General features: G+C 73.1%; 25 protein-coding genes. 16 read left to right on the top strand and 9 right to left on the bottom strand.

Annotated elements, in window-relative coordinates:
- Window positions 1–84: 84 nt before the first annotated feature.
- Complete coding sequence (locus H5965_RS18350; protein WP_310971221.1) at window positions 85–954, bottom strand: NAD(P)-binding domain-containing protein; 870 nt, start codon at window positions 952–954, stop codon at window positions 85–87.
- Window positions 955–1,070: 116 nt separating this feature from the next.
- Between H5965_RS18350 and H5965_RS18345 the strand changes: the two genes are divergently transcribed.
- Both H5965_RS18345 and H5965_RS18340 read left to right on the top strand, forming a co-directional pair.
- Window positions 1,071–2,075: a helix-turn-helix domain-containing protein gene (locus H5965_RS18345; RefSeq protein WP_310971220.1), complete on the top strand. Its 1,005-nt coding sequence runs from the start codon at window positions 1,071–1,073 to the stop codon at window positions 2,073–2,075.
- Between the two features lie 190 nt (window positions 2,076–2,265).
- Window positions 2,266–3,663, top strand: a complete 1,398-nt coding sequence (locus H5965_RS18340) for a peroxidase (RefSeq protein WP_310971219.1) — start codon at window positions 2,266–2,268, stop codon at window positions 3,661–3,663.
- A 39-nt stretch (window positions 3,664–3,702) separates the two neighbouring features.
- Here H5965_RS18340 and H5965_RS18335 read toward each other — a convergent pair whose 3' ends face one another.
- Complete coding sequence (locus tag H5965_RS18335) at window positions 3,703–4,599, bottom strand: ROK family protein (protein WP_310971376.1); 897 nt, start codon at window positions 4,597–4,599, stop codon at window positions 3,703–3,705.
- 193 nt (window positions 4,600–4,792) lie between these two features.
- On the opposite strand from H5965_RS18335, the gene H5965_RS18330 reads away from it, so the two are divergent.
- A complete protein-coding gene (locus H5965_RS18330) occupies window positions 4,793–5,002 on the top strand; it encodes a CbtB-domain containing protein (protein ID WP_003069169.1) in 210 nt (69 codons plus the stop codon).
- 19 nt (window positions 5,003–5,021) lie between these two features.
- Window positions 5,022–5,774 carry a CbtA family protein gene (locus H5965_RS18325; protein WP_310971218.1) on the top strand — a complete coding sequence of 251 codons (753 nt, stop codon included), beginning with the start codon at window positions 5,022–5,024 and terminating at the stop codon, window positions 5,772–5,774.
- 163 nt (window positions 5,775–5,937) lie between these two features.
- Here H5965_RS18325 and H5965_RS18320 read toward each other — a convergent pair whose 3' ends face one another.
- A complete protein-coding gene (locus H5965_RS18320) occupies window positions 5,938–7,419 on the bottom strand; it encodes a cobyric acid synthase (protein WP_310971217.1) in 1,482 nt (493 codons plus the stop codon).
- A complete protein-coding gene (locus H5965_RS18315; protein WP_310971216.1) occupies window positions 7,416–8,342 on the bottom strand; it encodes a cobalamin biosynthesis protein in 927 nt (308 codons plus the stop codon). Before H5965_RS18315 ends, H5965_RS18320 begins: the two co-directional genes overlap by 4 nt.
- A 35-nt stretch (window positions 8,343–8,377) precedes the next feature.
- Between H5965_RS18315 and H5965_RS18310 the strand changes: the two genes are divergently transcribed.
- From H5965_RS18310 to H5965_RS18285, 6 genes are read left to right on the top strand one after another with little or no spacing between them, the layout of a single operon-like run.
- Window positions 8,378–8,980, top strand: a complete 603-nt coding sequence (locus H5965_RS18310; protein ID WP_310971215.1) for a bifunctional adenosylcobinamide kinase/adenosylcobinamide-phosphate guanylyltransferase — start codon at window positions 8,378–8,380, stop codon at window positions 8,978–8,980.
- Between the two features lie 13 nt (window positions 8,981–8,993).
- The gene (gene cobT, locus H5965_RS18305) at window positions 8,994–10,007 is read left to right on the top strand and encodes a nicotinate-nucleotide--dimethylbenzimidazole phosphoribosyltransferase (RefSeq protein ID WP_310971214.1); all 1,014 of its coding nucleotides are present in this window, start codon (window positions 8,994–8,996) and stop codon (window positions 10,005–10,007) included.
- Complete coding sequence (locus tag H5965_RS18300) at window positions 10,004–10,747, top strand: adenosylcobinamide-GDP ribazoletransferase (RefSeq protein WP_310971213.1); 744 nt, start codon at window positions 10,004–10,006, stop codon at window positions 10,745–10,747. The genes cobT and H5965_RS18300 overlap by 4 nt, the downstream gene beginning before the upstream one ends.
- 14 nt (window positions 10,748–10,761) lie before the next feature.
- On the top strand, window positions 10,762–11,271 hold the full coding sequence (locus H5965_RS18295; RefSeq protein WP_310971212.1) for a SigE family RNA polymerase sigma factor: 510 nt from the start codon (window positions 10,762–10,764) through the stop codon (window positions 11,269–11,271).
- Window positions 11,268–11,744, top strand: coding sequence for a hypothetical protein (locus H5965_RS18290; protein ID WP_310971211.1), 477 nt, complete (start codon window positions 11,268–11,270; stop codon window positions 11,742–11,744). The genes H5965_RS18295 and H5965_RS18290 overlap by 4 nt, the downstream gene beginning before the upstream one ends.
- A 36-nt stretch (window positions 11,745–11,780) precedes the next feature.
- Window positions 11,781–12,467: a YafY family protein gene (locus H5965_RS18285; RefSeq protein WP_310971210.1), complete on the top strand. Its 687-nt coding sequence runs from the start codon at window positions 11,781–11,783 to the stop codon at window positions 12,465–12,467.
- Here the strand turns inward: H5965_RS18285 and H5965_RS18280 are convergent.
- From H5965_RS18280 to H5965_RS18260, 5 genes are all read right to left on the bottom strand, one after another.
- On the bottom strand, window positions 12,451–12,807 hold the full coding sequence (locus H5965_RS18280) for a VOC family protein (protein WP_310971209.1): 357 nt from the start codon (window positions 12,805–12,807) through the stop codon (window positions 12,451–12,453). The two genes, H5965_RS18285 and H5965_RS18280, sit on opposite strands and share 17 nt — an antisense overlap.
- Window positions 12,808–12,889: 82 nt before the next feature.
- Window positions 12,890–13,906 (bottom strand): Rv2231c family pyridoxal phosphate-dependent protein CobC, encoded by a 1,017-nt coding sequence (gene cobC / locus H5965_RS18275; protein ID WP_310971208.1) that lies wholly within the window; start codon window positions 13,904–13,906, stop codon window positions 12,890–12,892.
- Window positions 13,899–15,230 (bottom strand): cobyrinate a,c-diamide synthase, encoded by a 1,332-nt coding sequence (locus tag H5965_RS18270; protein WP_310971207.1) that lies wholly within the window; start codon window positions 15,228–15,230, stop codon window positions 13,899–13,901. The genes cobC and H5965_RS18270 overlap by 8 nt, the downstream gene beginning before the upstream one ends.
- Complete coding sequence (cobO, locus tag H5965_RS18265) at window positions 15,224–15,838, bottom strand: cob(I)yrinic acid a,c-diamide adenosyltransferase (protein ID WP_310971206.1); 615 nt, start codon at window positions 15,836–15,838, stop codon at window positions 15,224–15,226. The genes H5965_RS18270 and cobO overlap by 7 nt, the downstream gene beginning before the upstream one ends.
- Window positions 15,838–17,784: a putative cobaltochelatase gene (locus H5965_RS18260; RefSeq protein WP_310971205.1), complete on the bottom strand. Its 1,947-nt coding sequence runs from the start codon at window positions 17,782–17,784 to the stop codon at window positions 15,838–15,840. Before H5965_RS18260 ends, cobO begins: the two co-directional genes overlap by 1 nt.
- A 43-nt stretch (window positions 17,785–17,827) precedes the next feature.
- On the opposite strand from H5965_RS18260, the gene cbiE reads away from it, so the two are divergent.
- The 6 genes from cbiE to bluB are packed head-to-tail and all read left to right on the top strand — an operon-like array spanning window position 17,828 to window position 22,412.
- A complete protein-coding gene (gene cbiE / locus H5965_RS18255; RefSeq protein WP_310971204.1) occupies window positions 17,828–19,027 on the top strand; it encodes a precorrin-6y C5,15-methyltransferase (decarboxylating) subunit CbiE in 1,200 nt (399 codons plus the stop codon).
- A complete protein-coding gene (locus tag H5965_RS18250; RefSeq protein WP_310971203.1) occupies window positions 19,024–19,269 on the top strand; it encodes a hypothetical protein in 246 nt (81 codons plus the stop codon). Before cbiE ends, H5965_RS18250 begins: the two co-directional genes overlap by 4 nt.
- Window positions 19,266–20,027, top strand: coding sequence for a precorrin-4 C(11)-methyltransferase (gene cobM / locus H5965_RS18245; RefSeq protein ID WP_310971202.1), 762 nt, complete (start codon window positions 19,266–19,268; stop codon window positions 20,025–20,027). Before H5965_RS18250 ends, cobM begins: the two co-directional genes overlap by 4 nt.
- Window positions 20,024–21,040, top strand: coding sequence for a Gfo/Idh/MocA family oxidoreductase (locus H5965_RS18240; RefSeq protein ID WP_310971201.1), 1,017 nt, complete (start codon window positions 20,024–20,026; stop codon window positions 21,038–21,040). Before cobM ends, H5965_RS18240 begins: the two co-directional genes overlap by 4 nt.
- Window positions 21,037–21,756 (top strand): cobalt-precorrin-6A reductase, encoded by a 720-nt coding sequence (locus tag H5965_RS18235; RefSeq protein WP_310971200.1) that lies wholly within the window; start codon window positions 21,037–21,039, stop codon window positions 21,754–21,756. The genes H5965_RS18240 and H5965_RS18235 overlap by 4 nt, the downstream gene beginning before the upstream one ends.
- On the top strand, window positions 21,753–22,412 hold the full coding sequence (bluB, locus tag H5965_RS18230) for a 5,6-dimethylbenzimidazole synthase (RefSeq protein ID WP_310971199.1): 660 nt from the start codon (window positions 21,753–21,755) through the stop codon (window positions 22,410–22,412). Before H5965_RS18235 ends, bluB begins: the two co-directional genes overlap by 4 nt.
- Window positions 22,413–22,429 lie beyond the last annotated feature (17 nt).

Below are 22,429 nucleotides of genomic sequence, written 5' to 3'. Positions count from 1 at the left end.
GGCGAAACAGCCCCGGCACTCCCAGCGGCCCGGCAGCGCGCTGAGTCGGCTGGGCCCGGCAGCCGATCGACCGCCCCCAATTCCCTACCTCGCCGCCACCCGGCCCGCGAACACCTCCACCAGGCTCGCGAAGCTGTCCGACCCGTGCCCGGCCGCGCTCGCGCGTTCCAGCATCGACTTCAGCAACTCCGGCAGCGCGTTGTCCACCCCGCGCGCCTCGGCCGCGTGGATGAGGTGCCCGATCGCCGCGACCTGCACGTCCACCGTGGCGTCGTCGCCCGGGTAGCGCCCCTCGTCGACCTGGTCCGCGTACCGCGTCAAGAACCGGTTCACCGTCCCCAGCCAGCGGATCGCCACCGGCGTGAACTCGGCCGCCGTCGTCTTCTCCGCTCCAACCAGGGCCGCGCCGTGCAGCCAGCCCGCCATCGCCGACCACATCAGGCCCAGCAGGGCCGCGTCGTACAGCGACGCCTGACCCGCGTCCGCCCCGAGGTACACCGGGTCGCCGAGCGCCGCCAGCACCGGTTCGTGCGCGTCGAACACCGGCCGCGGCCCGCTGTACAGGAACATCACCTCCGCCGAGCCGACCCCCTCCGGCGTGGTCATGATCGCGCCGTCGAGGTAGCCGGCACCTTGCGCGCCGAACCACCCGGCGGCTTCCTCGGCCTGCTCCGGCGAACCGGACGTCAGGTTCACGAAATCCCTGCCGCTCAACGACTCCGCGCCGAGCACCGCCCGCAGCACGGCGTAGTCGAGCACGCAGGCGACGACGAGCGGGCTCGCCGCGATCGCCTCCGCGGGCGTAGCCGCGAGCCGCGCTCCCCGCTCCACCAGCGACGCCGCCTTCCCGGCCGTGCGGTTCCACACCGTCACCGCGTGACCGCGATCCAGCAGGGCTCCGGCCAGCGCCGAACCCATCGCCCCCAGGCCGAGAACCGTCACAGACTGCTTCATTCCCCTGCTCCCCAAACACCGGTGATCATCGGCCGCCAGATTCGCAGCGCGGGCGGGGCACCGGCCAGTGGCACCACTGACGCCCGGCACCAAATTCCTGCCATACGATCGGACCCATGAGCGCCGGGTCCGTCGCCCTGGTCGTGCCCGCGGAAATCGGGCTCCGGACCTGGGATCTCTACGAAGTGAGCATCGCGGCCACCGTGTTCGGTGTCCCGCAGCCCGATCTGGCCGATCCCTGGTACGACCTGCGGATCTGCGGAGTCGGCTCCCCGGGACCGAGCGGGCCCGGCCTGGCCCTGCGGACGCCGTACGGGCTCGACGGCCTCGAGGACGCCGACACGGTCATCGTGCCCTCGGTCCCCGACGCCTGCGTGGAAGACGGCGTGCCGGTGCCCGCGGACCTGGTCGCGGCCCTGCGCACCGCCCACGGCAACGGCGCGCGGGTGGTGTCGCTGTGCACCGGCGCCTTCGCGCTCGCCGCGGCCGGGCTGCTCGACGGCCGCCGCGCCACCGCCCACTGGATGCACACCGCCCAGCTCGCCGAGCGCCACCCGGCGGTCCGGGTCGACGACTCGGTCCTCTACGTCGACGACGGCGACGTCCTCACCAGCGCCGGGATGACCGCCGGGCTCGACCTCTGCCTGCACCTCGTCCGCCGCGACCTCGGCGCGCACGTCGCCAACCAGCTGGCCCGCCGGCTGGTCGTGCCCGCGCACCGCCCCGGCGGCCAGGCCCAGTTCGTCGACCTCTCCGTCCCCGCCACCGACGACCGGGGTCTCGCGCCGGTGCTGGACTGGGCCCGCGCGCACCTCGACCGGCCCCTGACGATCGAGGACCTGGCCCGCCGGGCCGCGGTCAGCCCGCGCACCTTCTACCGGCAGCTGCGGCGCGCCACCGGGACGACGCCGCTGCAGTGGCTACTCAACCAGCGCCTGGCCCGCGCGCAGACGCTCCTGGAATCGACCGGGCTCCCGATGGAGAAGGTCGCGGCGCTGAGCGGCCTCGGCACCGCGAACAACCTGCGGCACCACTTCCTCAAGCAACTCGGCGTGTCACCGGGCGATTACCGGCGCGCATTTCCCCGTCCCTCCGTGGACGCTCAAGGGGAACCCGAGTAGCCCTTTTTGTTTCCGGTCGGAAACTGTTTCACGCTCAACTTAATCTTTCGTGTGAATCCGGCAATCGGGTGGCCTCGACCGCCTCCGGCGTTGCACTCTGTATTCAGGGGACCCGGTCGGCCGAGGGGGGAGTCCGGCCGGCCGGGTGCCCGCCGAGAGGCGGGCTTTTTCACAAGGGGAGGGGACCCGAATGAGTGTCGATCTGTCCACCACGCTGTCCTGGACCACGGCGACCGGCGATGCCGCGACGATGCTCGGCGAGCTGCAGCCGAACATCCTCAAGGCCCACGTCCGCGATCACCTGTCCGCCCTGTTCCTCGCCTTCGGCGACGCGGCGGAGGCGCGGGCGTTCCTCGTCTCGGTCACCGGGAAGATGAAGTCCGCCAAGGCACATCTCGACGAGGTGAGCGCCTTCAAGGCCGAGTCCGGCGGGGGAACGCCGTACGTCGGCGTCGGGCTCACCGCGGCCGGCTACCGCGCCCTCGGCGTCGAGAACTTCCCGCAGGACGAGGCGTTCCTGCGCGGGATGACGGCACCGCAGACGCGGCAGCGGCTGAACGACCCGCCGCGCTCGACGTTCGATCCGGGCTACCGCAGCGAAATCCACGCCGTCGTCCTGGTCGGGGACGCGACCGACAAGGCGATGGCCGCGCGCCGCAACGAAATCCTCGGCCTGCTGCCGGATTCGGCCACCGTGCTCGCCGAGGAGATCGGCCTCGGCCGGGTCAACGCGCGCGGCGAGGGCATCGAGCACTTCGGGTACGTCGACGGCCGCAGCCAGCCGTTGTTCCTCACCGAAGACGTCGACGCGGAGAAGAACAACACCGACGGAATCAACGTCTGGAACCCGGCGTCACCGCTGGAGCAGGTGCTGGTTCCCGACCCCGCGGCGCCGGATCCCGGCGTGCATTTCGGCAGCTATTTCGTTTTCCGCAAACTGGAGCAGAACGTCCGGCGGTTCAAGCAGGCCGAAGAGGACCTGGCCGACACCCTCGGCCTCACCGGTGAAGACCGCGAGCGGGCCGGCGCGATGATCATCGGCCGGTTCGAGGACGGCACGCCGCTGACCACCCAGCGGGAAGACGGCGCGGAAAGCCCGGTGTCGAACAACTTCACCTACGACAGCGACCGCGCCGCGCTGAAGTGCCCGTTCCAGGCGCACATCCGCAAGACGAACCCGCGCGGCTCCGGCGGCGCCGAAGAGCCGGCCGACGAGCGGCGGCACCTGATGGCCCGCCGCGGCGTCACCTACGGCGAGCGCCCGGACGACCCGAACGCCGACGTCCCGCCCGCGGCGCGGCCGAGCGGTGGCGTCGGGCTGCTGTTCATGGCCTTCAACTCGGTGCTGGGCAACCAGTTCGAGTTCACCCAGGCGATCTGGGCGGACAACCCGGGCTTCCCGATCGTCGACGGCGTCACGCCGGGCCTGGACCCGGTGATCGGCCAGGGCGAGCGCGGGTCCTCGGACTACACCGTGGACTGGGGCGGCTCCGCCCAGCGGACGGCCGGCCCGGTGCCGCAGTCGGTGACGCTGCGGGGCGGCGAGTACTTCTTCATGCCGTCGCTGGCCTTCCTGCGCGCCCTGTGACCGAGCCGGAGGCCACCGTGGCGGTGGCCTCCGGCCGGCTCAGGCCCGGAGCAGGTCGAAGGCCAGCAATCCGGCGCCCAGCCGCCCGGCTTCGTCGCCCAGCTCGGCGATCCGCAGCTCCGGCATCTTCTGGAACGTCAGGTGCGCGGCCAGCCACTCGCGCACCGGCTCCAGCACGTAGTCGGCCGCGGTGAACAGGCCGCCACCCAGGACGATCACCTCCGGGCCGAGCAGCGTCAGCAGCGTCCGGATGCCGTGGCCGAGCCCGTCGAGCGCGTCCTGCACCACGGCGACGGCGACCTCGTCACCACGTCGCGCCAGCTCGACGACCTCGCGCGCACCGTCGGCCGGGCGCCCGGTGCGCTCGGTGTAGCGGCGGGCGATCGCGGCCGCCGACGAGATGGCCTCCAGGCAGCCGGTCGCGCCGCAGCCGCACTTGCCGGCGTGGCCGACGTCGATGTGCCCGACCTCGCCCGCCTGCCCGTGCGCGCGGTGGATCCGGCCGTCGAGCAGCAGCGCGGCGGCGATCCCGGTGCCGACGGGGATGAACGCCGCGTTCGTCGCGCCGCGCCCGGCGCCCACGCGGAACTCGGCGATGCCGCCCGCGGTGACGTCGTGCCCGAAGGCGACCGGCAGCCCGAGCCGGTCCTCCAGGAGCTCACCGAACGGGACTTCGCGCCAGTCGAGGTTGGCCGAGAAGTGGCAGACGCGGGTTTCCTCGTCGACGATCCCCGGCACCACCACCCCGACCGCGGCCGGCTGCCCGGTGCCCGCCTGCTCGGCCAGCGCGGCCACAATGTCCACGGTCTGCGCGGCCAGCGCCGTCCCGTCCGCGCTGCGGGCCGTCTCCGCGCGCAAGGCCGCCTTGGGCTGGAGCTCCTCGTCGAGCAGCGCCGCCTTGATCGTCGTCCCGCCCACATCGAGGGCGGCCACCATTCGAGTCACCGCGGCATTGTCACATTGACGGGCGCGGAACGGCGGACCTACGCTCAACCGGCCAGACGAGGTGATTCCGGAACGCGGTGCAAGTCCGCGCGGTCGCGCCACTGTGACCCCCGCCAGGGGGAAGCCAGACCCGGACCCTCGTGACCGACCCCGATGAGGCCGCGAAAGCCCGAGGAGGCCACGCATGACCCAGACGGCAGCTCCCGCCGTTCCGCTCCCGATCCGCATCCCGATCCGTGAGATCGTGCCGTGGGCGGTGTTCGTGGTGCTCCTCGCCCTGATCGCGCTGTACTTCGTGAGCGCCGAGCAGGGCGCGACGGCGGTCTTCGCGAACATGTACGTCCACGAGTTCGTGCACGACGGCCGGCACCTGCTGGCCTTCCCCTGCCACTGATCGGCGGGCACGCGCTCCCATGATGAAGACCTTGCTGGTCCGCGGCATGCTCGCGGGCCTGATCGCCGGTGTGCTCGCGTTCGGGTTCGCCTACGCCTTCGGTGAGCCGTCGGTGAACGCGGCCATCGGCCTCGAGGAGTCCGGCCACTCGCACTCCCATGAAACCTCCGATGCCGCTCCCGCTCCGGCCGCGGAAGAGGAGGAACTGGTCCCCCGGGACATCCAGAGCACGCTCGGCCTGCTGACCGGCGTGCTCGTGTACGGCGTCGCCATCGGCGGCCTGCTCTCGCTGGCTTTCGCGTTCGCCCAGGGCCGGCTCGGCGCGTTGCGTCCCCGCCTGACGGCGTTGCTGCTCACGGCGGGCGCGTTCGCCGTGGTGTTCCTGGTGCCGTTCCTGAAGTACCCGGCCAACCCGCCCGCGGTGGGCCAGCCGGGCACGATCGGCTCCCGCACCGAGCTGTACTTCGGCTTCGTCGCGGTGTCGCTGCTGGTGGGAATTCTCGCCACGGTGTTCGGCCGCAAGCTGGCAGACCGCCTCGGCGCCTGGAACGGCTTCCTCCTGGCGGCGGCGGCCTACGTCGTCGTGATCGGCATCGTGGCTTGGCTGCTGCCGTCGGTCGACGAGGTCCCGCCGACGTTCCCGGCCTCGACGTTGTGGAGCTTCCGCACGGCATCGGTCGGCACGCAGGCGACGCTGTGGCTGGCGCTGGGCCTGACGTTCGGCGCGTTCGCGGAGAAGGCGCTCAACCGCCGGACCGCGGTAGCTGCCTGAGCCGGAGGGTTCGCGGTCGCGTTCCGACGCCGGGCTTCGGGATCAGTGGTGCTGGGGTGGGCTTCGGCATCGCACGGGTCTTGATCACCGGCGATCGGCAGGGACGCGACCGCGAACCAGCCACCGGCGGCACGCCGTGAGGCGGCGGCTCCACCCGGGCGGGCTAAGGCGCGCCCGGCGGGATGAACGGCAGGTCCGGCGGTGCCCCGCGCTCCAGCAGCGTCCGCAGCATCGCCGTGTCGAGGTGTTCTTCGACCGCGTCCGCCAGTTTGTCCAGCATTTCCTCGCGCAGCGCTCCGAACCCCGGCGCGCCCGGGGCCGGCGCCCACCCGACGCCCGCCTGGGCCGCCGCCTCGGTGAGCCACGTGCGGCGGAAGGCGTCGTTTTCGAAGGCTCCGTGCCACATCGTGCCCCAGACCGCCCCCGCCCGCTGACCGTCCAGGAAGGACTCCGCCGGCGCCGTCGTGGCCACCGTGCCGTGGTGGATCTCGTAGGCGTCCACCGGGTGCCCGCGCCACGTTCCCGCGGGCCGGGCGAGCACCTTGTCCGCGGCGAACGTCACCCGCCCGGGCAGCAAGCCGAGGCCCGTCACCTCGCCCGCGCCGGACTCGATTTCGTCCACAATGGACTCCGTGAGCATCTGGTAACCACCGCAGATGCCGAGGACCGGGCGGCCCGCGGCGGCCCGGGCCGTCACCGCCGCGGCCAGACCGCGCTCCTGCAACCAGGCCAGGTCGGCCACGGTGGCGCGCGACCCGGGCAGCACCACGACGTCCGCGGCCGCGACCACGTCCGGGTCCGCGGTGAGCGTCACCGTGACCCCGGGTTCGGCGGCCAGCGCGTCGACGTCGGTGGCGTTGGACGCGCGCGGGAACCGGACGACCGCCACGCCGAGCCCACCACCAGGCACTTCGCGGCGCCAGCCCGCCACGGCGAGGGCGTCCTCCGAGTCGATCCACACCCGGTCCAGCCACGGCAGCACGCCCAGCACCGGCCGCCCGGTGACCTTCTCGAGGCTGTCCAGCCCCGGCCGCAGCAACCCGACGTCGCCGCGGAACTTGTTGACCACCCAACCCGCGACCAGGGCCTGGTCCTCGGCGGAGAGCAGCGCGAGGGTGCCGAACATGGCCGCGAGCACGCCACCGCGGTCGATGTCGCCGACGACCAGCACCGGCAGCCCGAACCGGCGCGCGAGCCCCATGTTGACGTAGTCGCCGCCGCGCAGGTTGATCTCCGCCGGGCTCCCGGCGCCTTCGCAGACGACGACGTCGAAGCGCGCGCTGAGGTCCTCGAAAGCCCTGAAGGCGATCTCGGCCAGCCCGGCCCGTCCGGTGGCGTACTCCCCCGCTTCGAGCGTGCCGAACGGCTTCCCGAGCGCGACGACGTGGCTGCGCCGATCACTGCCCGGCTTCAGCAGCACCGGGTTCATCGCCGCCTCGGGCTCCACCCCGGCAGCGCGCGCCTGCACCCACTGGGCGCGGCCGATCTCGGCCCCGTCGGCGCAGACCATGGAGTTGTTGGACATGTTCTGCGCCTTGAACGGCGCCACCCGCACCCCCCGGCGCGCGAGCCACCGGCAGACCCCGGCGGTGACCAGGCTCTTCCCGGCATCGGACGTCGTCCCGGCGACGAGCACCCCGTTCATCGGGCCGCCACCACCGCTGCCACCGCAACCGCGGCAGCACCCACCCGACGCGACAACCGCACCGCGCGCCGCAGGTCGACCGGCTCCGGCTCGCGCCCATCCCCGAGCCGCGCCCGGCTCTCCACCTCGCCGCCGTAACTGTTCGTCCCACCGAGCCGGACGTCCAACGCGCCGGCGAACGCCGCTTCCACCTGCCCCGCGTTGGGGCTCGGGTGCCGGTCGCCGTCACGGCGCCACACCCGCCAGGACTCCCGCGCCCGGCCACCCGCGCACAACGCCGTGAGCACCGCCCCGATCCGCGACGGCACCAGGTTGACGACGTCATCGGCCCGCGCCGCAGCCCAGCCGAAGCGCCGGTAGCGCGGCGAGCGGTAGCCGACCATCGCGTCGAGCGTGTTCAGCGCGCGGTAGCCGAGGAGCCCCGGCATCCCGGCAACGGCACCCCAGAACAGCGGCGCGACCACGGCATCCGAGGTGTTCTCGGCGATCGACTCGGTCGCCGCGCGGGTCAGCTCCGCGGAGTCGAGCGTCGTCGCGTCGCGCGCGCAGAGGTGCGAGAGCCTCTGACGCGCTGCGGGCACTTCGCCTGCTTCGAGCAGCCGGGCCATTTCGCTGCCTTCGGCGGCAAGGCCGCGTCCGCCGAGCACAACCCACGTCGACGCGGCGGTGAGCAAGTAACGCGCGAAGGGACGTCGCCGCGTCGCCGTCTGAAGCACGACGCCGAGGCCGACGGCGCCGAAGGTGCACAGCGCTGCGTACGCGGCTCCGCGCGGCTTCGAATCGGCCCACAGACGGTGTTCCAGACGGGCCGCGGCGGTACCGAAGAGGGCGACCGGGTGGCCCGTTCGGGGGTCACCGAACAGAGCGTCGGTTACGTATCCGGTCACGAGTCCGGCCGTGGTTGTCCCTAGACGGAGTGGCACGTGGCGCACGGTAGCGCGTGCACCAGAATGCCGGTATGACGAAGCTGACCCACCGGCTCGCCGGGTATCTCGAAACCCTGGCTCGCGCCCTCCGCCGGTACGGGCGCGACGAAGGCAAGGTGCTGGTCCTCGGCGGCGTCCGCTCGGGGAAGTCACGGCACGCCGAGCGGCTCGTCGCCCGCCACCCGCACCTCGTCTACGTCGCGCCGGGCCTGCCCGCGGGCGAAGACGACCCGGAATGGGCCGCGCGGGTGGCCGCGCACCAGGCACGGCGGCCGGCGAACTGGAAGACGGTCGAGACCACCGACCTGGCCGGCATCCTGCGCACGGCGACCGAGCCGTTGCTGATCGACTGCCTCGGCACCTGGCTGTCCCGCGTGCTCGACGACGTCGGCGCGTGGCGCCAGAAGCCGGGCTGGGAGCACCGCCTGGACGACCGGCTCGAGGACTTCCTGGCCGCCTGGGCCGCGGCCCGGGTGCCGGTGGTCGCGGTGAGCAACGAGGTCGGCAGCGGTGTGGTGCCCGCAACGTCGTCCGGGCGGCTGTTCCGTGATGTGCTGGGCGCACTCAACAACCGGGTGTCCGCCGACGCCGACCGGGTCGTGCTGGTCGTCGCGGGCCGGGCGCTCGACCTGTAGCCAGGAGGCGCCCGTGTTCGACGTACCCGTGCCCGACCCCGCCGCCCGCGCCGCCGCCCTGGAGCGCCTCGACGGCCTGGTCAAGCCGCTCGGCGCGCTGGGCAGGCTGGAGGAGATCGCGGCCTGGCTGTCCGCGGCGCACGGCACGGTGCCACCACGCCCGCTGGACGACGTCCGCGTGGTCGTCTTCGCGGGCGACCACGGCGTGTCGGCGCTTTCGGCGTACCCACGCGAGGTGACGGCGGCGATGGTCCGGGTGTTCCTGGCCGGCAAGAGCGGCGTGAACGTGCTGGCCGCCCAGGTCGGCGCGCGCGTACGGGTCGCGGACATCGCCGTCGACTGGGACGGCGCGGACGTGCCGCCGTCGGTGACCGCGCACAAGATCCGCCGCGGATCGGGCTCGATCGACGTCGAGGACGCGTTGCTCCCGGGCGAAGCCCAGGCCGCGTTCGAGGCGGGCCGGGCGATCGCCCTGGAGGAGCGCGACGCGGACGTGCTGATCCCCGGCGACATGGGCATCGGCAACACGGCGATGTGCGCAGCCCTGGTGGCAGCGTCGTTGGGCCTCCCCGCGGCCGAGGTGGTCGGCACGGGCACCGGAGTCGACGCGGCCGGCCTCGACCGCAAGACGGCGGCGGTCGCGGCCGCCCTGACCCGCACGGCCGGCCGCACGGACGACCCGTTCGAGCGGCTGACGGCCCTGGGCAGCGCGTGCGTCGCGGCCACGGCGGGCTTCCTGGTCCAAGCGGCGGTGCTCGGGATCCCGGTCCTGCTGGACGGCGTGTTCTCGGGCGCCGCAGCCGTGGTGGCCCGGGACATCGCGCCCGGAGCCGAGCAGTGGTGGCTGGCCGGCCACCGCTCGACGGAGCCGTCACAGGCGTTCGCGCTGAAGGCCCTGGGCCTGGAGCCGATCCTGGACTTCGGCCTGCGGCTCGGCGAAGGGAGCGGAGCGGTGCAGGCCGTCCCGACGCTGCGAGCGGCCCGCGCGATCCTGGCCGACATGGGACTGCTGGCCGACCTGGCATGAGCCGGTGGGCCGACGCCGCGCGGATGGCCGCCGGGACGCTGACCACCGTGCCCGTCCCGGCGCCGCGCGTCATCGACCAGCAGGTCGCCGGCCGCGCCATGGTGCTTGCCCCGCTCGCGGCGATCCCGCTGGCCGCCGCGGCCGGGGGAATCGTCTGGGCGGGGAACGCCGCCGGGTTGCCCTCTCTGGCCACCGCCGCGCTCGCCCTCGGTGCCGTCGCGCTAGGCAGCCGGGGGCTGCACCTCGACGGGCTCGCCGACACCGCCGACGGCCTCGGCGCCTCCTACGACCGCGCCAAAGCCCTCGACGTCATGCGCCGCGGGGATTCCGGCCCCACCGGGGTTGCCACTCTCGTTCTGGTCCTCCTCGTTCAGGTTGGTGCCCTGACCGCCGCGAACCCGTTCACGGCGGCCGCGGGCGTCCTTGTCGGCCGGTGCACGCTCTCCATGGCGTGCGCGCGCGGCGTTCCGACGGCCCGGCCGGAAGGCCTCGGCGCCACCGTCGCCGGCTCGGTGGCCCGCGCCGCCGCGATCGCCGTCGGCCTGGCCGCCGCCGGGCTGGCCGCGCTGCTGCCCGGCCTGCCGTGGTGGCGCGGCCCGCTCGCGGTCGCCCTCGCCTACGCCGTCACGGGAGCGCTCCTCTGGCGGTGCACCAAACGGCTCGGCGGCATCACCGGCGATGTCCTCGGCGCCGGTGTCGAGGCCGCCGTCGCGACCGCACTGGTGGCGTTGTCAACCTAGGCCCGGTACCCGGCGTGTACCTGGTAAAGGAGGTCACCCTGGGCACCGATACCGCCGTCGACCCGGCGGAACTCTTCCGCGCGCACCGCCCCGGCCTGGTCCGGCTCGCTGTGCTGCTGCTCGGCGACCGCGGGCTCGCCGAAGACGTCGTGCAGGACGCCTTCCTCGCGCTCGTCCGCCGCTGGCCGCTCGACGACCCGGCCGGCGCGGGCGGCTACCTCCGCGTCTCGGTCGTCAACGGCGCCCGCTCCGCGCACCGGCGCGCGGCACGGCGTCTGCGGCACCGGCCCGGCGACCGCGACGACGTACCACCCGCGGACACCGGCGTCCTGCTCGGCGAAGAGCACCGCGAAGTGCTCGCCGCCGTGCGCCGGCTGCCGAGACGGCAACGGGAGGTGCTCGTGCTCCGGTACTGGGCCGGCCTGTCCGAAGCCGAGATCGCCGACACGCTCGGCGTCTCCCGCGGCACCGTCAAGACCTGCGCCTCCCGCGCGCTGGCGAAGCTGGAAGGAGAACTCCGATGACCCACGTCGAGGATCGCCTGCGCCGCGCCTTCCACGCTCTCGCCGACACCGTGGACGTCCGGCCCGCACCGCTCCCCGCACGCCGGCGACGGCTGGTCGCCCCGCTGCTCGCGGCAACCGCCACCGTGCTGGGAGCCGGCGTCATCGTCCTCCTCACAACCGCCCCACCCGAGCCGAAACCCGCACCGCCCGCTGCACCGGCGCCGACACCCACCCCGGTGACGCTGCCGAACTTCGCGCTCTTCACGCACTGCGGCGTCGACGAAGCGAAGATCGGCGACCGGTTCTACGAGGCCGAGACGCCACTGATCGGCCCGGCCCGCAGCGCACCGCCCGGCTGGGACAACCCGTACCAGGAAGGCACGATGACGCTCGCCCCACCGGCCTCCGCGGTCTTCCGCGACCACCTCGGCCACGAGGTCCGGTTCCGCCTACGGCCCGGCGCGACGGACTTCAAGCAGCTCTGCGAGTAACCGAAACTGTCGTACCCCCTTCCTATCGTGATCCGGGTGAACCGAACCGATCGTCTCTACGCCATCGTCGAAGAACTGCGCGCCGTCGCGCCCCGGCCACGCAGCGCGCGCTGGCTCGCGGACCGGTTCGAGGTCAGCGTCCGCACCGTCGAGCGGGACATCAGCGCCCTGCAGCAGTCGGGTACGCCGATCTACGCCGAGCCCGGCCGCACCGGCGGGTACTGCCTCGACAAGGCGCACACCATGCCGCCGGTCAACCTGACGCCCGCCGAGGCCGTGGCCATGGCCCTCGCGCTGAGACACCTCGAGGGCACCCCCTTCCGCGCCGAAGGGCGCTCGGCCCTGCGCAAGCTGGTGGCCGCGATGCGGCGGGAGGACACGGACGCGGCGAAGAACCTCGCCGCCTGTGTCCACCTGCTCGGCGACGGTCCGATCCCGCCGATGCCGCAGGTACTCAACATCCGCCGCGTCCTGCGCATCCGGTACACCGACCGCGCAGGCGCCGTCACCCGGCGGGAGATCGAGCCGCTCGGCTACGTCGGCAAGCCCGAGCACTGGTACCTCATCGCCTGGTGCCGGCTGCGCCGGGAGATCCGGGCCTTCCGCACCGACCGCATCGTCTCCTTCACCGTGACCGCCGAGATCCCGCCCCTACGCCCGCTGCGTCCCGAAGACCTCGAGATCCCGTACGGCGACGTCCACCAGCTCACTTTGGCGGGGTGAACACGGAGAAGTGGTTCCCCGCCGGGTCGAGCAGGTGCGCGAACGTCACGCCGACCGGGTTGACGCTCGGTGGTCGCTGCACCCGACCGCCGACCTTCTCGACCTGGCGGCAAGTGGCGTCGACGTCCTCGACCAGCACGGTGAAGATCGCGTACTCCTCCGTGCCCGTGGAGAGCCCGCCGCGGGAGCCGCCGGTGTCGATCACCCGGTAGGCCGGGTCGGTGCTCGCCGAGGTGTCCTGGGCGACCTTCCAGCGGAACACCTCGCCGTAGAACCGTTCGGCGGCCGCCGGGTCCGCGGTGCCGATCTCGAACCAGGCGACGTCGTTGAATCCGGGCATGTCGTTCCTTCCGCTGCCACGCCGGGCCTCTCCCGGTCTGCGCCCAGTCTCGGCGGCGGTAACGACAACCCCCTGTCGGTGTTTACGAAACTTCCCGAAGAGTCGTCAAGAACGCGTCCGTTGTCACCCGATCGCGGACCGCCAGCCGCAGGTGGTCCGGGCCGAGGCCGGGGAACGTGTCCCCTCGCCGCACCGCATAGCCCGCCTCGCGCAGGCGCGTGCGCAGGGAAGCGCCATCGGGAACGCGCACCAGCACGAACGGGCCGCGCGGATCACCCAGCACGTCGACACCCTGCGCGCTCAGGCCCGACACCAGGTATTCGCGGTCCGCTTCCGCGGCCACCGCCAGCTTCTCCGCCTCCTCCAAAGCGGACGGACGGCAGCACGCCACTGTCGCCACGCCGGCCAAAGTGGACACCGACCACGGCACCTGCACCGCCCGCAGCCGCTCGACGACGTCCGCCGGAGCGAGCACATACCCCGCGCGCAGGCCGGCCAGTCCCCACGTCTTCGTCAAGCTGCGCAGCACGACGACACCCGGATGCCCGCCGGCCAGGCTCTCGACCTCGCCGGGCACCGCGTCCAAGAACGCCTCGTCCACCACGAGCAGCCGGCCGGGGCGCGCCAGGGCGAGCAGCGACGCCGCCGGGTGCAGGACCGACGTCGGATTGGTCGGATTGCCGACGAACACCAGGTCCGCGTCGTCCGGAACCAGCTCCGGGGCGAGCACGAAGCCGTCCTCTTCGGACAGGATCACCCGCTCGACCGCGTGCCCGGCAGCACGCAAAGCCGCCTCGGGCTCGGTGAACTGCGGGTGCACGACCACCGCGTGTCTGGGGCGCAGAGCCGAAGCGAGCAGCGTGAACGCCTCTGCCGCCCCGGCCGTGACCAGGACTTCTTCAGGTGCGCGGCCGTGACGTGCGGCCACCGCCTGCACTGCGTCCACAGTCGACGGATAAGCGGCGAGGGAGTCCAAAGCAGACGTCAGTTCCTGCTGCAGCCACGAAGGCGGCCTCGGCAATCGGACGTTCACCGCGAGATCGACCAGCCCCGGCCCCACCTCGCGATCGCCGTGGTGGTGCAGGTCGTAGTCAGCCATGGGCTCGGACCCGCGCCGCGAACCGCTGCGCCAGCTCGGGATACCCCGCCCAGTGGACGTGCAGGTAGGACGCGTGCAGCGTCGGTGACGCGAAGCCGTCCAGCTGCCGATCCCAGCCCCATGCGGCCGAAGTGCCGTGTGACGGCGTCACTTCGGTGCGGTGGAATTCGTGCCCGGTGACGCGCTGCCCGGCGGTGGCCAGCAGGTTGTCCTCGACGGCGACCGCACGCCGGTAGCCGAGCTTGCCGCGAGCGGTCATCTTGGCGTCCGCGGGCACGGCTCCGACCATCGGCACACCGTCCAGGGACTGGCACAGGTACAGCAGCCCCGCGCATTCCGCGCTCACCGGCATCCCGGCCTCGATGGCCGAAGCCACGGCAGCACGCAACGCCGTGTTCGCCGACAGCTCGGCCGCGTGCACCTCGGGAAACCCGCCACCGAAGTACAGGCCGGCGCACCCGTCGGGCAACGCCTGGTCCCGCAACGGGTCGACGTCCACGACCTCGACACCGCACGCCGCCAGCAGCTCGATGTTCTCGGTGTAGCGGAAGGTGAACGCCGGACCGCCGGCCGCCGCGATCGTCGCTGGCGGACCATCCACACCGGACGGTTCCCACGGCGGCGAGGAAAGCCGAGGCGCACCCGACGCGATCCGGACGATCGCTTCCAGGTCGACGCCGTCGCGCACCCAGGCAGCCAGCGCGGGCAGCACGTCCTGCGCCTCCGCAGCCCGTTCCGCCGCGGGAACGAGCCCGAGGTGCCGGCTCGGCGCGTGGATCTCTTCGTTGCGGTACAACGCCCCCAGCAGCGGAACACCGGTGGCTTCCAGCGCGGACGCGATCTCGTCGAGGTGCCGCTGCGAGCCGAGCTTGTTGAGGATGACGCCGGCGAGCCGCACGCGGTTGTCGTAGTGGGCGAAGCCGAGTACGGTCGCGGCGACGCTGCGGGAGGCGGCCGAGGCGTCGACGACCAGCACCACCGGCGCGTCCAGCACCCGGGCCACGTGGGCGGTCGAGGCGTAGCCCTCGGTGCCCAGCGCGCCGTCGAACAGGCCCATCACGCCTTCGATCACGGCGATGTCGGCGCCGTGAGAACCGTGCCGCAGCAACGGAACCAGCTGTTCTTCACCCTGGAGGAAGGGGTCGAGGTTGCGCGCGGGACGTCCGGTCGCGAGCGCGTGGTAGCTCGGATCGATGAAGTCCGGTCCGACCTTGTGCCCGGACACCCGGTGCCCGGCCGCGCGCAGCGCCGCCATCAGCCCGGCGGCGATCGTGGTCTTGCCGTGCCCGGAACCGGGCGCGGCGACGACCACCCGCGCTACCACTCGATCCCCCGCTGGCCCTTCTGGCCGGCGTCCATCGGGTGCTTGACCTTGGTCATCTCGGCGACCAGGTCGGCGGCCTCGACGAGCTCCGGCGGCGCGTACCGGCCGGTGATGACGACGTGCTGGTGCCCGGGCCGGTCGACCAGAGTGGACACGACGTCGCCGACCTCGAGCCAGCCCCACTTGAGCAGGTACGAGAACTCGTCGAGGACGTAGAAGTCGTGCGTCTCGGCCGCGAGCCGGCGCTTGATCTCCGCCCAGCCTTCCCGCGCGTTCGAAGCGTGGTCCTCTTCGGTGCCGGACTTGCGCGCCCAGCTCCAGCCCTCGCCCATCTTGTGCCACTCGACCGGTCCGCCCTGGCCGGTGTCGTCGTGCAGCTGGCCGAGCGCGCGGAACGCGGCTTCCTCGCCGACACGCCACTTCGCCGACTTGACGAACTGGAACACGCCGATCGACCAGCCCTGGTTCCAGGCACGCAAGGCCATTCCGAACGCGGCCGTCGACTTGCCCTTCATCTCGCCGGTGTGCACGGCGAGCAGCGGCCGGTTGCGGCGCTGGCGCGTGGTCAGACCGTCGTTCGGGACGGCGTCCGGTTTGCCCTGCGGCATCAGGCGGCCTTTCCGGTCCGGGCGCGGACGGCGGCCGCCAGCGCGTCGGCGGCGACGTCGGCGAGGGGGACGTGTTCCGCGCCGAGGTGCGCGGCGAGGTCGGCGGCCAGGCCGAGGCGCATCTTGCCGCTCTCGCAGTCCATGACGATCGTCGTGACGCCGCTGAGCAGGCCGGCCGCGGCCTGGGCGCGCGCGACGGCGTCGGGCCCGCTGGTGGCGCGGCCGTCGGTGACGACGACCAGCAGCGGACGGCGCCGTGGATCGCGGGTCTCTTCGACGCGCAGCACGCGCGCCGCCTCCAGAAGTCCCTCGGCCAGGGGTGTCCGGCCGCCGGTCGGGAGGCCTTCGAGGCGGGACGCGGCCGCGTCGACGCTGATCGTCGGCGGCAGCGCGAGTTCGGCCGCGTTGCCGCGGAACGTGACCAGCCCGACCTTGTCGCGGCGCTGGTAGGCGTCGAGAAGCAGCGACAGGACCGCGGACTTGACCTCGCGCATCCGCGCCTTCGCGCCCATCGAGCCGGACGCGTCGACGCAGAACAGCACGAGGTTGCCTTCGCGGCCTTCGCGCAGTGCGTAGCGGACGTCCTCCGGCCGCAGCTTCAGCCCGGCGCCGGCCCGGCCGCGGGCTTTCTGGTGCGGTGCCGCGGCTTTCACGGTCGCGACCAGGTGGGGCCGGCCTTCGCGGACGCTGCCCGGCTGGACGCCGATGGTCCGGCCGCTGTCGGTGATCGCGCGCGAACGGCGTCCGCGCTCGCCTTCACCCATGCCCTTCACACGGAAGACGCGGGCCTTGAACGTCTCGCCGGCGCCGACCGTCTTCTGCTGGCCGCCGCTTTGCCGCGGTTCGCCTTGCGGCGCGTTTTCGCTGCCCTGGGGCGGTTCGGGGGCTTCGGGCGGCTCCGACCCCGAACCGGGGCCGTCGTCCTCGGGTCCCGAGTCCGGTTGAGCGTCCTGAAGGGCCTGCTCCAGCTGCTCTTCGGAGATGCCCGGCGCGTCGAACGGGTTGCGGCGGCGCCGGTGCGGCAGCGCGAGGCGGGCGGCGACGCGGACGTCCTCGGTGGTCACCTCGTCCCGGCCGGCCCAGGCCGCGTGCGCGACCGCGGTGCGGGCGGTGACGATGTCCGCGCGCATGCCGTCGACCTCGAAGGACGCACAGACTTCGGCGATCTGGCGCAGAGCCTCGTCGGGGAGCTTGACGGCGGGCAGAAGCCGTTGCGCCGCTTCGATGTCCGCCGCGAGCTGGGCGTCTTCGCCGGCGTACTGCGCCGCGAAGGCGTCGGGATCGGCTTCGTAGGCCAGGCGACGGCGGACGACCTCGACGCGCTGCTCCGGGTCGCGGCTGGAGGCGACCTCGACGGTCAGCCCGAACCGGTCCAGCAGCTGGGGCCGCAGTTCGCCCTCTTCGGGGTTCATGGTGCCGATCAGCACGAACCGGGCCGCGTGCGAGACCGAAACGCCTTCGCGTTCCACGGTCGCGCGGCCCATCGCGGCGGCGTCGAGGAGGGTGTCGACGAGGTGGTCGTGCAGCAGGTTGACCTCGTCGACGTAGAGCAGCCCGCGGTGTGCGGCGGCGAGCAGGCCGGGCTGGAAGTCCGTGACGCCCTCGGCGAGGGCGCGTTCGAGGTGCAGGCTCCCGATGACGCGGTCTTCGGCCGCGCCGACCGGGAGTTCGACCAGCTTCGCGGGACGTCGGTGGCCGGTCGCGCCGTCGTGCGGGCCGTCCGGGCAGAGCGGGTCGGGCGCCGCGGGATCGCAGGAGAACCGGCAGCCGTCGACGACGTCGACACCGGGCAGCAGGCCCGCGAGCGCGCGGACCATGGTCGACTTCGCGGTGCCCTTTTCGCCGCGCACCAGCACCCCGCCGACGGCGGGTGAGATCGAGGAGAGGACCAGCGCCAGGCGCAGGTCCGGCAGCCCGACGACGGCGGTGAACGGGTACGGCTTCAACAGCGCTCCTGAGGTCGGCGACCGGCCGATCATCGCACAGCGCATGCCTCGCTTAGGGTGGGAAATCGTGCGCGAAGAATCACGTCCACCGGCTGCCGGAGCGGACCGCCTGACCGTGGTCGGGATCGGGGCCGACGGCTGGTCCGGGCTGTCGGAGCAGGCCAGGTCCGCGGTGCTTGCCGCCGACGTCGTGCTGGGGGCGCCCCGGCAGCTGGGTTACCTGCCCGAGGACGTCCCGACGCAGGCATGGCCGACGCCGTTGCTGCCGGGGCTGGACGCGGTCATCGCCGAGCACGAAGGCGCCCGGATTTGCGTCCTGGCCAGCGGAGATCCGTTTTTGTCGGGGGTGGGTGCCACACTGGTGGCCCATGGATACGAGGTCGAGGCGCTGCCTGCGCTCTCCTCGGTGACACTGGCCCGGGCACGGCTGGGCTGGTCCGCCGAGGAGACCGAGGTGGTCACCATCGTCGGCCGGTCGTCCGCCCGCGTCGCCCGGGTGCTGGCGCCGCGCCGGCGAGTGCTCATCCTGGGTGCCGACGCGCCCGCTTTGCGCTCCCTGCTCACCGTGCGGGGTTATGGCGAGAGCGAGCTGATCGCGTTGGAGAACCTGGGCGGGCCCGACGAGCGCATCTCCGACGGCTGGGCCGGCGATCCCGGACCGCTGACGGTGTTCGCGCTGGAGTGCACGGGTCCGGCGTTGCCGCTGATCGGCATCCCGGACGACGTGTACGCCCACGACGGGCAGCTGACCAAGCGCGACCTCCGAGTGTCGGCGCTGGCCCGCCTCGCGCCGAGTCCCGGCGAGTTGTTGTGGGACGTCGGCGCGGGCGCGGGCAGCGTCGGCATCGAGTGGTCCCGGCTGCACGGGCTCAACCGTGCAGTCGCGATCGAACGCTCCGCGGAGCGGGCCGAGCGGATCGGCCGGAACGCATTGGACCTGGGAGTACCGGAACTGGAGGTGGTGGCGGGGGAAGCACCGGAAGCGCTGAGCGCGCTGCCCGCACCGGACGCGGTCTTCATCGGAGGCGGCGTGACGGCGCCGGGCGTACTGGACGCGTGCGTGGCCACCGGCGCACGGGTGGTGGCGCACGGGGTGACGCTGGAGGCCGAGCAGGTGCTGGCCCGGGCGTACGAGCAGCACGGAGGCGAGCTCCTGCGGATCGGCGTGGAGCGAGCGGCCCCCCTGGGCGGCTTCACGGGCTGGACCCCGGCGCGGGTCGTGACCCAGTGGAGCAGCCGATGAGCGCGCACGCCTACCCGGGCTTCGCGGGATCACCGGCGGGCCGGCACGAGGCCACCGGCTGGGCGGCCATGCCCGCAGGGCAGCCGATGACCGGCGCTCGGCCAACCTCCGCGAGCCGCGAGCCCGAGTCCACCGGAGCTCCGGCGGACCGGCGCGAAGCCGCGCACCTGGCCATGGGCCGGCAGCCCGACGGCGCCCAGGCGGCGGCGCGTGCCGGCGCGGCTCTCCGGAGCAGCCGATGACCGTGCACTTCATCGGCGCCGGGCCCGGGGCCGCCGACCTCATCACCGTGCGGGGCCGGGATCTGCTCGCGCGCTGCGGTGTCTGCCTCTACCCCGGCAGCATGACGCCGCCCGACCTGCTCGCGTACTGCCCGCCCGGGGCCGAGCTCGTCGACACGGCGAACCTCAGCCTCGAGCAGATCGTCGCGAAGCTCGTCGAGGCCCACGCTGCCGGGCACGAGGTCGCGCGGCTGTGCTCGGGCGATCCGTCGCTCTACAGCGCCGTCGCCGAGCAGGTGCGGCGGCTCGATGCGGCCGGTGTTCCCTACGAGGTCGTGCCCGGCGTGCCCGCCTTCGCCGCTTCGGCCGCCGCGCTGAAGCGGGAGCTCACCGTGCCCGAAATCGGGCAGAGCCTGGTGATCACGCGCGTTCAAGCGCGCTCCACCAAGATGCCGCCCGGCGAGACCCTCGCCGCCTTTGCCGCGACCGGGGCCACGCTGGCGCTGCACCTCGCCATCAACCACGTCGAACGGGTGGCCGACGAGCTCAAGCCCCACTACGGCGAGGACTGCCCGGTCGCCGTCGTCGCGCTCGCGAGCCAGCCCGGGGAGACCGTCGTGCGCGGGGTGCTCGGCGAACTGCCCGTCCTCGTGCGCGAAGCCGGGATGACGCGCGCGGCGACCATCTTCGTCGGGCGGGTGCTCGCCGCGACGAACTTTCCCGACAGCTTCCTCTACTCGAGTGCCCGGGACCGGGCGAACCAACCGGAGTCGTTGTGACGGAACTGCGCTGGGGCCTGCTGGCCGCCGGGACGATCGCTGCCCACTTCGCCGCGGGCGTCGACGAAAGCAAACACGGCGTCCTCGGCGCCGTCGCCGCGCGGGACGCCGGCCGGGCGCGGGACTTCGCCACGCGCTTCGACATCCCGAAGGCCTACGGCAGCTACGAAGAGCTCCTCGCCGATCCGGACATCGACGCCGTGTACGTCTCGACGCCGCACGCGCTGCACAAGCAGTGGGCCATCGCCGCCGCCGAAGCCGGGAAGCACGTCCTTTGCGAGAAGCCGCTGACGATCACCGCGGCCGATGCCGAGGAGGTGATCGCCGCCGCTCGGGCGCACGACGTCTTTCTGATGGAGGCGTTCATGTACCGGCTGCACCCGCAGACGCGGCGGCTGGCCGAGCTGATCTCGTCCGGCGCCATCGGCGAGGTCCGCGCGGTGGACACCACCTTCTCCTTCGACAGCAACCCCGAGGAGACCGCCCGGCTGAGCGACCCGGCGCTCGGTGGCGGCGGGATCCTGGACGTCGGCTGCTACTGCACGTCCCTCTCCCGGCTGGTCGCGCAGGCCGCGACCGGGCAGGACGTCGTCGAGCCGTCCGAGGTCAGCGGAATGGCGCACCTGTCCGCCACCGGCGTCGACGAGTGGGCGACCGGCCTGCTGCGCCTGCCCGGCGACATCCTCGCGACGATCTCGTGCGGGATCCGGCTGACCCGCGAGGACGGCATCCGCGTCTTCGGCTCGGGCGGGCAGATCCACATCCCGGAGCCGGCGTGGATCCACCCGCTGCGCAAGCCCGGCGTCTCGCAGATCATCCTGACCCCGGCGGGCGGCGAGCCGGAGGTCATCGAGGTCGAAGCCACCCAGGGCGTCTTCGCGCGCGAAGCGGACCACGTCGCCGCGCACGTCGATGACCGGCAGGCACCCGAGCTGACCTGGGCGGAGACCCTCGCCAACCTGCGTACGCTGGACCGCTGGCGGGAGGCCGTCGGCTACGGGCGTTCCTCGTGATCCTCATCCTCGGCGGGACCGGCGAAGCCCGTCAGCTCGCCGAAGCGCTCTCCGCGCGCGAAGTGCGCGTTGTCTCTTCGCTCGCGGGGCGCGTCGCACGGCCAAGGCTCCCGGTCGGCGAAGTGCGCGTCGGCGGCTTCGGCGGCCCCGAGGGCCTCGCGCGGTACCTGCGCGAGAACCAGATCACCGCCGTCGTGGACGCGACGCACCCCTTCGCCGAACGCATCGGCGCGAACGCGGCGGAAGCGGCCGAGCGAACGAACACGCCCCTGCTGCGGCTCGCGCGGCCGGGCTGGCAAGCGGGCCCGCAGGACGTCTGGCACTGGGCCGACGACCTCGCCGACGCCGCCCGGCAGCTCCCCCACCTGGGCAAACGCGTGTTCCTCACCAGCGGCCGCCAGGGTCTCCCGGCCTTCGCGCACCTCGACGACCTGTGGTTCCTCATCCGGTGCGTCGACCCGCCCGAGCCGCCGCTGCCGCGGCACCACGAACTCCTCCTCGCGCGCGGGCCGTACGAGGTGGCCGCCGAACGGGCGCTGCTCGGCCGGGTCGACGTCCTGGTCACCAAAGACTCCGGCGGCCCGCAGACAAGCGCGAAGCTGACCGCGGCCCGTGAGCTCGGGAAGCCCGTCGTCGTGGTCCGGCGGCCTGCGCGGCCGCGTACGGAGACCGCCGAAACCGTCCCCGAAGCCGTCGAATGGGTCCTGCACCGATGATCGAAGAGTTCTACGAAGTCCTGCGCAAGCGGCGGGACGTCCGCGGCGAGTTCACCGGCGAGCCGATCCCCGAGGCCACGCTGACGCGGATCCTCGAGGCCGCGCACGCCGCGCCGAGCGTCGGGCTCACTCAGCCGTGGGACTTCGTGCTGGTCGACGACGTCACGACGCGCGAGAAGTTCGCGAAGCACGTCCACGAGGAGCGTGAGGTCTTCGCCGGGCAGCTCGGCGAAGACCGCGCCGGCACCTTCGCGAACATCAAGATCGAAGGCATCCTCGAGGCGAGCCTCGGCATCGTCGTCACCTACGACCCGGCGCGTGGCGCGCCCGACGTGCTCGGCCGGCACGCCATCGCCGACGCCGGCCTCTACTCGGTGTGCCTCGCGATCCAGAACCTCTGGCTCGCCGCGACCGCGGAAGGCCTGGGTGTCGGCTGGGTGAGCTTCTACCGCGAGCCCTTCCTGAGCGAGCTGCTCGGCATCCCGGACGGCGTCCGGCCGGTCGCGTGGCTCTGCACCGGGCCGGTCAGCGAGCTGGCGGCCGTTCCGGACCTCGAACGCCACGGTTGGCGCAGCCGCCGCCCGCTGTCCGCGGCGATACACCACGGGCGGTTCACCCGGCGTGACCCGGGGGCTGCGTCAGCCGCCGACCTCTGACCCGTTAGCGTTGCGCC

The organism is Amycolatopsis sp. 505 (assembly GCF_031625235.1).
Lineage (GTDB): Bacteria > Actinomycetota > Actinomycetes > Mycobacteriales > Pseudonocardiaceae > Amycolatopsis.
This window is presented reverse-complemented; position numbering and strand designations above follow the sequence as displayed.

Coding starts and splice junctions, on each gene's coding strand:
- H5965_RS18340 (WP_310971219.1), top strand. CDS start 2,266: ATGAGTGTCGATCTGTCCACCACGCTGTCCTGGACCACGGCGACCGGC.
- cobO (WP_310971206.1), bottom strand. CDS start 15,838: ATGCCGCAGGGCAAACCGGACGCCGTCCCGAACGACGGTCTGACCACG.
- H5965_RS18310 (WP_310971215.1), top strand. CDS start 8,378: ATGACGAAGCTGACCCACCGGCTCGCCGGGTATCTCGAAACCCTGGCT.
- H5965_RS18290 (WP_310971211.1), top strand. CDS start 11,268: ATGACCCACGTCGAGGATCGCCTGCGCCGCGCCTTCCACGCTCTCGCC.
- H5965_RS18300 (WP_310971213.1), top strand. CDS start 10,004: ATGAGCCGGTGGGCCGACGCCGCGCGGATGGCCGCCGGGACGCTGACC.
- bluB (WP_310971199.1), top strand. CDS start 21,753: ATGATCGAAGAGTTCTACGAAGTCCTGCGCAAGCGGCGGGACGTCCGC.
- H5965_RS18325 (WP_310971218.1), top strand. CDS start 5,022: ATGATGAAGACCTTGCTGGTCCGCGGCATGCTCGCGGGCCTGATCGCC.
- H5965_RS18320 (WP_310971217.1), bottom strand. CDS start 7,419: ATGAACGGGGTGCTCGTCGCCGGGACGACGTCCGATGCCGGGAAGAGC.
- H5965_RS18345 (WP_310971220.1), top strand. CDS start 1,071: ATGAGCGCCGGGTCCGTCGCCCTGGTCGTGCCCGCGGAAATCGGGCTC.
- cbiE (WP_310971204.1), top strand. CDS start 17,828: ATGCCTCGCTTAGGGTGGGAAATCGTGCGCGAAGAATCACGTCCACCG.
- H5965_RS18330 (WP_003069169.1), top strand. CDS start 4,793: ATGACCCAGACGGCAGCTCCCGCCGTTCCGCTCCCGATCCGCATCCCG.
- cobC (WP_310971208.1), bottom strand. CDS start 13,906: ATGGCTGACTACGACCTGCACCACCACGGCGATCGCGAGGTGGGGCCG.
- cobM (WP_310971202.1), top strand. CDS start 19,266: ATGACCGTGCACTTCATCGGCGCCGGGCCCGGGGCCGCCGACCTCATC.
- H5965_RS18250 (WP_310971203.1), top strand. CDS start 19,024: ATGAGCGCGCACGCCTACCCGGGCTTCGCGGGATCACCGGCGGGCCGG.
- H5965_RS18280 (WP_310971209.1), bottom strand. CDS start 12,807: ATGCCCGGATTCAACGACGTCGCCTGGTTCGAGATCGGCACCGCGGAC.
- H5965_RS18350 (WP_310971221.1), bottom strand. CDS start 954: ATGAAGCAGTCTGTGACGGTTCTCGGCCTGGGGGCGATGGGTTCGGCG.
- H5965_RS18335 (WP_310971376.1), bottom strand. CDS start 4,599: ATGGTGGCCGCCCTCGATGTGGGCGGGACGACGATCAAGGCGGCGCTG.